Here is a 12510-nt window from a genome sequence, read left to right on the forward strand (position 1 = left end):
CACTATGCGCTCCCACTTTTGTACGTCATAAGGGTAAAACCTGGATATCAAAAGGGAGGTAGGCCCCTTGCTGGATGTTAATAATTTTGAGTTTATGAAGATTGGTCTTGCTTCACCGGATAAGATCCGTTCATGGTCCTTCGGAGAAGTTAAAAAACCAGAAACGATTAACTATCGTACATTAAAGCCTGAAAAAGACGGCTTATTCTGCGAACGTATTTTTGGTCCAACAAAGGATTGGGAATGTCATTGTGGAAAGTATAAGCGTGTCCGTTATAAAGGTGTCGTTTGTGATCGCTGTGGTGTGGAAGTCACACGAGCAAAGGTTCGTCGTGAACGTATGGGGCATATTGAGCTTGCTGCGCCAGTTTCACATATATGGTACTTTAAAGGAATTCCAAGCCGGATGGGTCTTGTATTAGATATGTCTCCAAGAGCTTTGGAGGAGATTATTTACTTTGCTTCCTATGTTGTAACGGAATCAGGAGATACAGCTCTTGATAAGAAGCAGCTATTATCTGAAAAAGAATATCGTGCATATCGTGAAAAGTACGGAAACAAATTCCAAGCTGCCATGGGTGCAGAAGCAATTAAAAAACTTCTTTTCGATATCGATTTAGACAAGGAAGTAGACGGATTAAAAGAGGAATTAAAAAGCGCACAAGGTCAGCGTCGTACTCGTGCAATCAAACGCCTTGAAGTGTTAGAAGCATTCCGCGGTTCTGGAAATGAGCCATCTTGGATGATTCTTGATGTTCTACCTGTAATCCCTCCTGAACTTCGTCCAATGGTTCAATTGGATGGCGGTAGATTTGCAACATCTGACTTAAATGATTTATACCGCCGTGTTATTAACCGTAATAACCGTTTAAAACGCTTATTAGATTTAGGTGCACCAAGCATTATTGTTCAGAATGAAAAACGTATGCTTCAAGAAGCTGTTGATGCCTTGATTGATAACGGCCGCCGTGGACGTCCTGTTACAGGACCGGGTAACCGTCCGTTGAAATCACTTTCTCATATGTTAAAAGGTAAACAAGGCCGTTTCCGTCAAAACTTGCTTGGTAAGCGTGTTGACTATTCAGGGCGTTCGGTTATCGTTGTAGGGCCAAACTTGAAAATGTTCCAATGTGGACTTCCAAAAGAAATGGCACTAGAACTATTCAAACCTTTCGTTATGAAGGAATTAGTTGAAAAAGGGTTAGCGCATAACATTAAATCTGCAAAACGTAAAATAGAAAGAGTATCCCCAGATGTTTGGGATGTACTCGAAGATGTCATTAAAGAGCATCCAGTATTATTAAACCGTGCCCCTACACTTCATAGACTTGGGATTCAAGCCTTTGAACCAACTCTAGTTGAAGGCCGGGCCATCCGTCTGCATCCGCTTGTATGTACTGCATACAATGCCGATTTTGACGGTGACCAAATGGCGGTACACGTACCGTTATCATCAGAAGCCCAAGCAGAAGCAAGACTTTTAATGCTTGCAGCACAAAATATCTTGAACCCTAAAGATGGTAAGCCAGTAGTTACTCCTTCCCAGGACATGGTTTTAGGAAACTATTACTTGACTCTTGAAAGAGAAGGCGCAGTCGGCGAGGGTATGGTTTTTAAAGATACAAGTGAAGCGATTCTCGCATATCAAAATGGCTACGTTCATTTGCATACACGTGTAGGAGTGCATGCAGGTTCATTAGGAAATGAAACTTTCACAGAAGAACAAAACAATAAGCTATTAATTACTACAGTTGGTAAGCTTATTTTCAATGAAATTCTGCCGAAATCCTTCCCATACATTAATGAACCGACTAGACAGAATCTAGAAGTTGAAACACCTGTAAAATATTTCGTTGAAAAAGGCGAAGATATTAAGGCAAAAATTCAGTCGATGCCATTGATTGATCCGTTTAAGAAGAAAATCCTTGGAAATATCATTGCTGAAGTGTTCAAGCGTTTCAAGATTACAGAAACGTCTAAAATGCTTGACCGCATGAAGGATTTAGGATTTAGACATTCAACTAAAGCAGGTCTTACTGTTGGTGTTGCTGACATTGTCGTACTTCCTGAGAAGCAGGAAATTCTTCATGAGGCACAGGTTAAAGTAGATAGCGTTATGAAGCAATTCAGACGTGGTCTCATTACCGAAGATGAGCGTTATGACCGCGTAATTGCCATCTGGAGTGCTGCAAAAGATACCATTCAAGGTAAACTAATGCAATCATTGAATAAATCGAATCCAATCTTTATGATGAGTGATTCCGGAGCCCGTGGTAACGCATCGAACTTTACGCAGCTTGCTGGTATGCGTGGTCTGATGGCCAACCCGGCTGGACGGATCATTGAGTTACCAATTAAATCAAGTTTCCGTGAAGGGTTAACGGTATTAGAGTACTTTATCTCGACACACGGAGCCCGTAAAGGTCTTGCTGATACAGCACTTAAGACGGCGGACTCTGGTTACTTAACACGTCGACTTGTTGACGTTGCTCAGGATGTTATTGTTCGTGAAGACGATTGTGGCACAGACCGCGGCTTCACAATAAGCGCCCTTAAAGATGGCACAGAAATCATTGAAGGCTTAGACGAACGTTTAATTGGCCGATATGCACGTAAGGCCATTAAACATCCTGAAACAGGAGAAGTCTTCGTTCCTGAAAATGGTTTAATTACAGAAGATTTAGCTGAAGCAATTGTGAATGCTGGCATTGAAACTGTAAAAATCCGTTCTGCATTTACATGTAATACCCGTCATGGTGTTTGTAAAAAATGTTATGGCCGCAACCTGGCAACAGGTCAAGAGGTTGAAGTTGGGGAAGCAGTTGGTATTATTGCTGCCCAATCTATCGGTGAACCAGGTACACAGTTAACAATGCGTACATTCCATACAGGCGGGGTGGCCGGTGACGATATTACACAAGGTTTACCACGTATCCAGGAAATTTTTGAAGCGCGTAACCCTAAAGGGCAAGCGGTTATTTCTGAAATTGATGGGGTTGTCGTTGGTATTAACGAAGGCCGTGACCGCCAGCATGAAATTGTTATTCAGGGTGAAGTTGAATCCAGAACATACAATGCACCATATACTGCCCGCTTAAAAGTGGCTGTAAATGATAATGTGGCTCGTGGGGAAGAATTAACGGAAGGTTCTATTGATCCGAAAGAATTAATTAGAGTTAAAGACGTTACATCTGTCCAAGAGTACTTATTACGAGAAGTTCAAAAGGTTTATCGTATGCAAGGGGTAGAAATTGGCGATAAGCACGTAGAAGTAATGGTTCGTCAAATGTTGCGTAAAGTACGTGTTGGTGATGCGGGTGAAACAGATGTACTACCGGGTACACTTCTGGATATTCACCAGTTTACTGATGCGAACGAAAAGGCTTTGTTATCAGGAAAAATGCCTGCAACAGGACGTCCAGTCTTACTTGGTATTACAAAAGCGTCGCTTGAAACTGATTCATTCCTTTCTGCTGCATCCTTCCAAGAAACCACAAGGGTTCTTACAGATGCTGCCATTAAAGGCAAACGCGATGAATTACTTGGCTTAAAAGAAAATGTTATCATTGGTAAGCTTGTACCAGCTGGAACAGGAATGCAGCGTTACCGCAAAGCAGAGCCTGTCCTTCGCGATACAACCTCCGAAGAAACAGTTACAATTGATTAATAAAAGTAAGGGATCTGCTAACTAGCAGATTCCTTATTTTAAGAAAATATTAAAAGTCGTGTTGACATCTAATTGTTAAGATGGTACTATATCAAAGGTGCTCCTATTCACCTGATACTTTGGAGGATATGAACGATGTCTTATGAAAAAGTATTACAGGCACAAAAGTTCGTTATAGGAACAAAACAAACAGTAAAGGCACTTAAAGAAGGTAATGTGAAAGAGTTAATTATCGCTAACGACGCTGATCCAAAGTTAACGTCAAAAGTGGTTGATGAAGCTCTTGAAATAAATGTTCCTATCCTTTATGTGGATTCGATGAGAAAACTCGGAAAAGCATGTGGGATTGAAGTTGGTGCTTCAACTGTTGCAATTATCAGCTAAAAGCGTTTTTGTAGATAGAAAGTCTGCAAAAACTTTGTTTTTGCAAAAAAATGAACCACCTGGATGTGTGGGCTTACAAATAATGAAGGGAGGAAACATAAATGCCTACTATTAACCAATTAGTGCGTAAACCTCGTCAATCAAAAGAGGAAAAGTCAAAATCACCAGCACTTAACAAAGGTTATAACAGCTTCAAAAAATCACAAACTAATGTATCTTCACCACAAAAACGCGGTGTATGTACTCGTGTTGGTACAATGACTCCAAAGAAACCAAACTCAGCGTTACGTAAATATGCTCGTGTACGTTTGACAAATGGTATCGAGGTGACAGCATACATTCCTGGTATTGGACACAATCTACAAGAGCACAGCGTTGTTCTTATTCGTGGAGGACGTGTAAAAGACTTACCAGGGGTACGTTATCACATCGTACGTGGAGCGCTTGATACTGCTGGTGTAAACAACCGTATGCAAGGTCGTTCTAAATACGGTACGAAGAGACCAAAAGCAGCTAAAAAATAATTACAACTTAAATAGAAGCTTCGTTGAAAGGAGGAAAAAATATGCCACGTAAAGGTCCTGTAGCAAAGAGAGACGTGTTACCAGATCCACTTTACAATTCAAAATTAGTTACTCGTTTAATCAACAAAATGATGGTTGACGGTAAAAGAGGGAAATCTCAAGAAATTCTTTACTCTGCATTCAATACAATCCGTGAGCGTTCTGGTAAAGAACCAATGGAAGTATTTGAAGCAGCTATGAAAAATATCATGCCTGTACTAGAAGTTAGAGCTCGCCGTGTAGGTGGAGCGAACTACCAAGTACCAGTTGAGGTGCGTCCTGACCGCCGTACAACTCTTGGTCTTCGTTGGTTAGTGAACTATTCACGTAACCGTGGAGAGAAAACAATGGAAGAGCGTTTAGCTAATGAAATCATGGATGCAGCAAACAACACAGGTGCATCTGTTAAAAAGCGTGAAGATACACACAAAATGGCTGAAGCAAACAAAGCGTTTGCTCACTATCGTTGGTAATCTAACCTTCAATATAAAAACTTTCAAACTAGGAAGGAGAAAGACCCAATGGCAAGAGAGTTCTCCTTAGCAAATACTCGTAATATCGGTATCATGGCTCACATTGATGCCGGTAAAACGACTACCACTGAGCGTGTTCTTTATTACACTGGCCGTATCCATAAGATCGGTGAAACACATGAAGGTGCGTCTCAGATGGACTGGATGGAACAAGAACAAGAACGCGGAATCACAATTACTTCCGCAGCAACAACTGCACAATGGCATGGCCATCGTGTAAACATCATTGATACACCAGGACACGTAGACTTCACAGTTGAAGTTGAACGTTCATTACGTGTACTTGATGGTGCAGTAGCTGTACTTGATGCTCAATCTGGTGTTGAGCCTCAAACTGAAACTGTATGGCGCCAAGCAACAACTTACGGTGTACCGCGTGTTGTATTCGTAAACAAGATGGACAAAATTGGAGCTGACTTCTTATATTCTGTAGGAACAATCCATGACCGTCTTCAAGCGAATGCACATCCAATTCAGTTACCAATCGGTGCTGAAGATCAGTTTGAAGCAATCATTGACCTAGTGGAAATGAATGCAGTATTTTACGGGAATGACTTAGGAACTGACATTGAAGTTCGTGAGATTCCAGAAGAATACATGGCTCAAGCTGAAGAATACCGTGAGAAGTTAGTAGAAGCAGTTGCTGAGTTAGATGAAGAATTAATGGAAAAATACCTTGGTGGAGAAGAAATCTCTAAAGAAGAGCTTAAAGCAGCAATTCGTAAAGGTACTGTTAATGTAGAATTTTATCCAGTAATCTGTGGATCAGCATTCAAAAACAAAGGTGTTCAGTTAATGCTTGATGCAGTTATTGACTACCTTCCATCTCCATTAGATGTACCTGCAATCAAAGGTCACGCTATTGATGATGAGAATGAAGTTATTGAGCGTCATTCAAGTGATGAAGAGCCGTTTGCTGCTCTTGCATTTAAAGTTATGACTGACCCTTATGTTGGTAAATTAACGTTCTTCCGCGTTTACTCTGGTACTCTAGAGTCTGGATCATATGTCCAAAACTCAACAAAAGGCAAGCGTGAACGTATCGGACGTATCCTGCAAATGCATGCGAACAGCCGTCAAGAAATCTCAAAGGTTTATGCTGGTGACATTGCTGCTGCTGTAGGTTTGAAAGATACAACTACTGGTGATACTTTATGTGACGAGAAAAACCTTGTTATCTTAGAGTCTATGCAATTCCCTGAACCAGTAATTCAACTTTCTGTTGAACCAAAATCAAAAGCAGATCAAGACAAGATGACAACTGCACTACAAAAGCTTCAAGAAGAAGATCCAACTTTCCGTGCACACACTGACCAGGAAACTGGACAGGTTATCATCGCTGGTATGGGTGAACTTCACCTTGATATCATCGTTGACCGTATGCGTCGTGAATTTAAAGTTGAAGCTAATGTAGGTGCGCCTCAGGTTGCGTACCGAGAAACTTTCCGTGCATCTGCACAAGTTGAAGGTAAATTCGCACGTCAATCTGGTGGTCGTGGACAATACGGACACGTTTGGATCGAATTCTCTCCTAACGAAGAAGGTAAAGGATTCGAATTCGAAAACGGTATTGTCGGTGGTGTTGTTCCTCGTGAATACATCGCTCCAGTTCAAGCTGGTCTTGAAGATGCATTACAACGCGGTGTTCTTGCTGGATATCCACTAGTTGATATTAAAGCAAGACTATTTGATGGTTCATACCATGATGTTGACTCCTCTGAAATGGCGTTTAAAATTGCCGCATCTATGGCACTTAAAAATGCTGCTTCTAAGTGTAGTCCTGTTATCCTTGAACCGATGATGAGAGTAGAAGTAGTTATCCCAGAAGAATATCTTGGTGATATCATGGGACAAATCACTGCTCGCCGTGGACGTGTTGAAGGTATGGAAGCACGTGGTAATGCACAAGTAGTTCGTTCAATGGTTCCACTTTCAGAAATGTTTGGTTACGCGACTGCACTTCGTTCAAGTACACAAGGACGTGGAGTATTCTCCATGCACTTCGACCACTATGAGGAAGTACCAAAATCAGTTTCTGAAGAAATCATCAAAAAAAATAAAGGTGAATAATTGATTTTCATCCTTTGTTAAAGTATAACTACTATGTAAGAAGTGGAAGTCGTGGGTTTGGGACAACCTTACTCACGGCTTACATAAAATAATAATAATTAAATTTTTCTAATTTAGAGGAGGATTTCCTAATGGGTAAAGCTAAATTCGACCGTTCAAAGCCACACGTTAACATTGGTACAATCGGACACGTTGACCATGGTAAAACAACTTTAACAGCTGCAATCACTTCTGTACTTGCTAAATCTGGTAAAGCAGAAGCTCGTGCATACGATCAAATCGATGGTGCACCAGAAGAAAAAGAACGTGGTATCACAATCTCTACTGCACACGTTGAGTATGAAACTGATAACCGTCACTATGCACACGTTGACTGCCCAGGACACGCTGACTATGTTAAAAACATGATCACTGGTGCTGCGCAAATGGACGGCGGTATCCTTGTAGTATCTGCAACTGATGGCCCAATGCCACAAACTCGTGAGCACATCCTTCTTTCTCGTCAGGTAGGCGTACCTTACCTTGTTGTATTCATGAACAAGTGTGATATGGTTGACGACGAAGAGCTTCTTGAATTAGTAGAAATGGAAATTCGTGATCTATTAACTGAATACGATTTCCCTGGCGATGACACTCCAGTTATCAAAGGTTCTGCTCTAAAAGCTTTAGAAGGCGAAGCTGCTTGGGAAGAAAAAATCTTCGAACTTATGAGCGCTGTTGATGAGTTCATCCCAACTCCAACTCGTGACACTGATAAGCCATTCATGATGCCAGTTGAGGATGTATTCTCAATCACTGGTCGTGGAACTGTTGCTACAGGACGTGTTGAGCGTGGTGTAGTTAAAGTTGGTGACGTAGTTGAAATCGTTGGTTTCACTGAAGAGCCAAAATCTACTACTGTAACAGGAGTAGAAATGTTCCGTAAACTTCTTGACTTCGCTGAAGCTGGAGACAACATCGGTGCCCTTCTTCGTGGTGTAGCTCGTGAAGATATCGAACGTGGTCAAGTATTGGCTAAACCAAAGTCAATCACTCCACACACAAAGTTCAAGGCACAAGTTTACGTTTTATCAAAAGAAGAAGGTGGACGTCATACTCCATTCTTCTCTAACTACCGTCCACAATTCTATTTCCGTACTTCTGATATTACTGGTATTTGTATGTTACCAGAAGGTACTGAAATGGTAATGCCTGGGGACCACATTGAAATGACTGTTGAACTTATCGCTCCAATCGCGATCGAAGAAGGAACTAAGTTCTCAATTCGTGAAGGTGGACGTACAGTAGGTTCAGGTTCAATCACTACAATCACTGAGTAATTTGAAACTGCAGCTCCTATGGCGCTGAGTCGATAATGATCAAAGATATGAAAGCAGATGGATGACGATCCATCTGCTTTTTTGTTGCTCAATAATTGAAATTGGAATATATAATATCCGAGTTTCTTCTATATAAACATAGAACATTAATTTACGAACTTTCAGAAAAATAGACGGCCCATATTGCAATTGTATAATTGGGTTTTGTTCAAAGCTTTGCAGCGTCATCCATTAGGATATTTCTGGAGATTAATAATAACTGTTGAAAAAGTGAATATCAGCCGCTATAATAGGAAAAGTGTTCGAAACAGAAACATAAAAAAAACTTCACAATAGGTGTTGCTTTTGCTTTATGTTTTATGTATAATAGACAATGTTGGTCTTTGACTGCGATGATGTGAAAGGTTGCTGACACACCCGGCCGCTTTGCCATGGCGAGTGTGTGAGGGAAATTTTCACTGAGAATGTCTATTTAGAAAATAGGCGAATAAAGGAGGGAAAATAATGGCAAAACAAAAAATCCGTATCCGTTTAAAAGCGTATGATCACAGAATCCTTGATCAATCTGCAGAAAAAATCGTTGAAACAGCAAAACGTTCAGGTGCGTCAGTATCGGGTCCAATTCCGTTACCAACTGAAAAGACTGTTTACACAATCCTTCGTGCGGTTCATAAGTACAAAGATTCTCGTGAGCAATTCGAACAACGGACACATAAGCGTCTAATCGACATCGTTAACCCAACTCCACAAACTGTTGATGCGTTAATGCGTTTAGACTTACCATCTGGTGTTGATATCGAAATTAAACTTTAATCAAAATAAATCACAAATATATTAGGAGGTGTGACTTAAATGACCAAAGGAATCTTAGGAAGAAAGATTGGTATGACTCAAGTATTTGCTAGCAATGGTAACTTAATTCCTGTAACTGTAGTTGAGGTAGCTCCAAACGTAGTACTTCAAAAGAAATCAGTTGAAAGCGACGGTTATGTTGCAGTTCAAGTTGGTTTTGAAGACAAACGTGAAAAGTTAGCTAACAAACCAGAAAAAGGGCATGTTGCTAAAGCTAATACTGCTCCTAAGCGCTTCGTTCGCGAATTCCGCGGGGATGACTTAGCAAGCTATGAAGTTGGTCAAGAAGTCAAAGTTGATATTTTCACTGCTGGAGATATCGTAGATGTAACAGGAATCTCAAAAGGTAAAGGTTTCCAAGGTGTAATTAAACGCCACGGACAATCACGCGGACCAATGGCTCACGGATCTCGTTATCACCGTCGCCCGGGTTCAATGGGACCTGTTGCTCCAAACCGCGTTTTCAAAGGTAAATTATTACCAGGACGTATGGGTGGAGAACAAATCACTGTACAAAACCTTGAAATCATTAAGGTTGATACAGAGCGTAACTTACTTTTAATCAAAGGTAACGTTCCAGGCGCTAAAAAAGCATTATTAAAAATCAAAGGTGCAATTAAAGCATAGTCACCCTTTTAGAAAGGAGGAACAAAGAATGCCTAAAGTAGCATTATTAAACCAAGCTGGATCTCAAGTTGGAGATATCGAACTTAATGATTCTGTATTTGGTATTGAGCCAAACCAACACGTATTATTTGAAGCAATTGTTATGCAAAGAGCTTCATTACGTCAAGGAACTCATAAAACTAAAATTCGTTCTGAAGTACGCGGCGGTGGTCGTAAGCCATGGCGTCAAAAAGGAACTGGACGTGCTCGTCAAGGGTCTATCCGTTCTCCACAATGGCGCGGAGGTGGTACTGTATTCGGTCCAACACCACGCAGCTACGCTTACAAATTACCGAAAAAGGTTCGTCGTTTAGCAATCAAATCTGCGCTTTCTTCTAAAGTATTAGAAGAGAACATCTTAGTGTTAGATTTATTAACTTTCGATGCTCCGAAAACAAAAGAATTCAAGACTGTTCTAAATGGTCTTTCTGTAGAGAAAAAAGCGTTAATCGTTACAGCAGATCTTGACGAAAACGTAGCATTATCTGCACGCAACATTCCTGGCGTTACAGTAGTAACTGCTGATGGAATTAACGTATTAGATGTTGTTAATCATGAGAAATTAATCATGACTAAAGCAGCGGTTGAAAAAGTAGAGGAGGTGCTTGCATAATGGATTCACGCGATATCATTAAGCGCCCCGTTATCACTGAACGTTCTACTGACCTAATGGCTGAGAAAAAATATACTTTTGAAGTAGATGTTAGAGCTAACAAGACACAAGTTAAAGATGCTATCGAAGAAATCTTTAGTGTAGATGTTGAGAAAGTAAACATCATGAACTACAAAGGTAAATTCAAGCGTATGGGAAAATTCGGTGGTTACACAAATAAACGTCGTAAAGCAATTGTAAAATTAACTGCTGATAGCAAAGAAATCGAATTCTTTGAAGCATAAGAACCTATCAAGAAGAGGAGGGAAATAAAATGGCGATTAAAAAGTACAAACCTACCTCCAATGGTCGTCGCGGAATGACTACTTCTGATTTCGCAGAAATCACAACTAGTACTCCAGAAAAATCTCTTTTAGCTCCAGTTAAGAGAAAAGGCGGCCGTAATAACCAAGGTAAGTTAACTGTTCGTCATCAAGGTGGCGGTCATAAACGTCAATATCGTATAATTGACTTTAAACGTAACAAAGATGGCATTCCAGGACGCGTTGCTACAATCGAGTATGATCCAAACCGTTCTGCAAATATCGCATTAATCAATTACGTGGATGGAGAAAAGCGTTATATCTTAGCTCCTAAAAATCTAGTAGTTGGCATGGAAGTAATGTCTGGTCCAGAGGCAGATATTAAAGTGGGTAACGCACTTCCATTAGCAAACATTCCTGTTGGTACTGTAGTACACAACATCGAATTAAAACCAGGAAAAGGCGGCCAGTTAGTTCGTTCTGCTGGAACAAGCGCACAAGTACTAGGTAAAGAAGGTAAATACGTATTAGTACGTTTAAATTCTGGTGAAGTTCGTATGATTCTTGCTGAATGCCGCGCTACAGTTGGTCAAGTAGGTAATGAACAACACGAATTAATCAACATTGGTAAAGCAGGTCGTTCTCGTTGGTTAGGTAAACGTCCAACAGTTCGTGGATCTGTAATGAACCCTAACGATCACCCACACGGTGGTGGTGAAGGACGTTCACCAATCGGACGTAAATCACCAATGTCTCCATGGGGTAAACCAACTCTTGGATACAAAACTCGTAAGAAGAAAAACAAATCAGATAAATTTATCGTACGTCGTCGTAAAAAATAACGTGATATTCCTACGGTTCAAAGAAAGAACCGTAGAACAGTCACGAAGGGAGGTTCCTTCATGGGTCGCAGCTTAAAAAAAGGACCATTTGTTGATGATCATTTAATGGTTAAGGTAGAAAAGTTGAACGAGACTGATAGCAAACAAGTTATTAAAACTTGGTCACGCCGTTCTACAATCTTCCCACAATTTATTGGCCACACTATCGCAGTATATGATGGTCGCAAACATGTGCCTGTATATGTTACAGAAGACATGGTAGGACACAAGCTTGGAGAGTTCGCTCCAACTCGTGCTTACAAGGGCCATGGTAATGATGACAAGAAAACAAGACGTTAAGAGAGGAGGGCATCCAAATGCAAGCTAAAGCTGTTGCAAGAACAGTTCGTATTGCTCCTCGTAAAGCACGTTTAGTCGTTGATTTAATCCGAGGTAAGCAAGTTGGTGAAGCTGTGGCGATTTTAAATCTCACTCCTAAGGCTGCTTCTCCAATCGTAGAAAAAGTATTAAAATCAGCTATGGCAAACGCTGAGCACAACTATGAAATGGACGTTAATAATCTAGTTGTTGCACAAGCATTTGTTGACGAAGGACCAACTTTAAAACGTTTCCGTCCTCGCGCTATGGGCCGTGCAAGCCAAATCAACAAACGCACTAGCCACATCACAATCGTTCTATCAGAAAAGAAGGAGGGATAAT

The 12510-nt window shown here is 40.7% G+C and carries 13 protein-coding genes; all 13 read left to right on the forward strand.

Annotated features, from left to right (window positions below; all coding sequences use genetic code 11):
• Positions 1 to 67: 67 nt before the first annotated feature.
• The 13 genes from rpoC (at position 68) to rplV (ending at position 12509) form a co-directional block, all read left to right on the forward strand.
• Entirely contained in the window at positions 68 to 3667 is a 3600-nt protein-coding gene (gene rpoC, locus AC4QJR_RS00630; RefSeq protein ID WP_496524975.1) for a DNA-directed RNA polymerase subunit beta', read from the forward strand.
• 135 nt (positions 3668 to 3802) lie between these two features.
• On the forward strand, positions 3803 to 4051 hold the full coding sequence (locus AC4QJR_RS00635; RefSeq protein ID WP_098573696.1) for a 50S ribosomal protein L7ae-like protein: 249 nt from the start codon (positions 3803 to 3805) through the stop codon (positions 4049 to 4051).
• A gap of 101 nt (positions 4052 to 4152) precedes the next feature.
• Complete coding sequence (gene rpsL / locus AC4QJR_RS00640; protein WP_026565517.1) at positions 4153 to 4575, forward strand: 30S ribosomal protein S12; 423 nt, start codon at positions 4153 to 4155, stop codon at positions 4573 to 4575.
• A 41-nt stretch (positions 4576 to 4616) separates the two neighbouring features.
• Positions 4617 to 5087: a 30S ribosomal protein S7 gene (gene rpsG, locus AC4QJR_RS00645; protein ID WP_098573694.1), complete on the forward strand. Its 471-nt coding sequence runs from the start codon at positions 4617 to 4619 to the stop codon at positions 5085 to 5087.
• 48 nt (positions 5088 to 5135) lie between these two features.
• Complete coding sequence (gene fusA / locus AC4QJR_RS00650; RefSeq protein WP_098573691.1) at positions 5136 to 7217, forward strand: elongation factor G; 2082 nt, start codon at positions 5136 to 5138, stop codon at positions 7215 to 7217.
• Positions 7218 to 7348: 131 nt separating this feature from the next.
• Complete coding sequence (gene tuf / locus AC4QJR_RS00655) at positions 7349 to 8536, forward strand: elongation factor Tu (RefSeq protein WP_375377177.1); 1188 nt, start codon at positions 7349 to 7351, stop codon at positions 8534 to 8536.
• Positions 8537 to 9040: 504 nt separating this feature from the next.
• The gene (rpsJ, locus tag AC4QJR_RS00660; protein ID WP_075689935.1) at positions 9041 to 9349 is read left to right on the forward strand and encodes a 30S ribosomal protein S10; all 309 of its coding nucleotides are present in this window, start codon (positions 9041 to 9043) and stop codon (positions 9347 to 9349) included.
• A gap of 39 nt (positions 9350 to 9388) precedes the next feature.
• Entirely contained in the window at positions 9389 to 10015 is a 627-nt protein-coding gene (gene rplC / locus AC4QJR_RS00665; RefSeq protein WP_496524976.1) for a 50S ribosomal protein L3, read from the forward strand.
• A 28-nt stretch (positions 10016 to 10043) separates the two neighbouring features.
• The gene (gene rplD / locus AC4QJR_RS00670) at positions 10044 to 10667 is read left to right on the forward strand and encodes a 50S ribosomal protein L4 (RefSeq protein ID WP_098573682.1); all 624 of its coding nucleotides are present in this window, start codon (positions 10044 to 10046) and stop codon (positions 10665 to 10667) included.
• Complete coding sequence (rplW, locus tag AC4QJR_RS00675) at positions 10667 to 10951, forward strand: 50S ribosomal protein L23 (protein WP_098573679.1); 285 nt, start codon at positions 10667 to 10669, stop codon at positions 10949 to 10951. Before rplD ends, rplW begins: the two co-directional genes overlap by 1 nt.
• Positions 10952 to 10980: 29 nt before the next feature.
• Positions 10981 to 11811, forward strand: coding sequence for a 50S ribosomal protein L2 (rplB, locus tag AC4QJR_RS00680; RefSeq protein ID WP_098573676.1), 831 nt, complete (start codon positions 10981 to 10983; stop codon positions 11809 to 11811).
• A gap of 60 nt (positions 11812 to 11871) precedes the next feature.
• Positions 11872 to 12150, forward strand: coding sequence for a 30S ribosomal protein S19 (rpsS, locus tag AC4QJR_RS00685; protein WP_098573673.1), 279 nt, complete (start codon positions 11872 to 11874; stop codon positions 12148 to 12150).
• Positions 12151 to 12167: 17 nt separating this feature from the next.
• A complete protein-coding gene (gene rplV / locus AC4QJR_RS00690; RefSeq protein ID WP_042453964.1) occupies positions 12168 to 12509 on the forward strand; it encodes a 50S ribosomal protein L22 in 342 nt (113 codons plus the stop codon).
• Position 12510 lies beyond the last annotated feature (1 nt).

This window comes from Neobacillus sp. BP17 (genome assembly GCF_059579525.1).

Bases quoted from the DNA above. Each gene is read 5' to 3' on its own strand.
- rpsL (WP_026565517.1), top strand. From the start codon at position 4,153: ATGCCTACTATTAACCAATTAGTGCGTAAACCTCGTCAATCAAAAGAG.
- rpsJ (WP_075689935.1), top strand. From the start codon at position 9,041: ATGGCAAAACAAAAAATCCGTATCCGTTTAAAAGCGTATGATCACAGA.
- AC4QJR_RS00635 (WP_098573696.1), top strand. From the start codon at position 3,803: ATGTCTTATGAAAAAGTATTACAGGCACAAAAGTTCGTTATAGGAACA.
- rplD (WP_098573682.1), top strand. From the start codon at position 10,044: ATGCCTAAAGTAGCATTATTAAACCAAGCTGGATCTCAAGTTGGAGAT.
- rpsS (WP_098573673.1), top strand. From the start codon at position 11,872: ATGGGTCGCAGCTTAAAAAAAGGACCATTTGTTGATGATCATTTAATG.
- fusA (WP_098573691.1), top strand. From the start codon at position 5,136: ATGGCAAGAGAGTTCTCCTTAGCAAATACTCGTAATATCGGTATCATG.
- tuf (WP_375377177.1), top strand. From the start codon at position 7,349: ATGGGTAAAGCTAAATTCGACCGTTCAAAGCCACACGTTAACATTGGT.
- rplV (WP_042453964.1), top strand. From the start codon at position 12,168: ATGCAAGCTAAAGCTGTTGCAAGAACAGTTCGTATTGCTCCTCGTAAA.
- rpsG (WP_098573694.1), top strand. From the start codon at position 4,617: ATGCCACGTAAAGGTCCTGTAGCAAAGAGAGACGTGTTACCAGATCCA.
- rplB (WP_098573676.1), top strand. From the start codon at position 10,981: ATGGCGATTAAAAAGTACAAACCTACCTCCAATGGTCGTCGCGGAATG.
- rplC (WP_496524976.1), top strand. From the start codon at position 9,389: ATGACCAAAGGAATCTTAGGAAGAAAGATTGGTATGACTCAAGTATTT.
- rplW (WP_098573679.1), top strand. From the start codon at position 10,667: ATGGATTCACGCGATATCATTAAGCGCCCCGTTATCACTGAACGTTCT.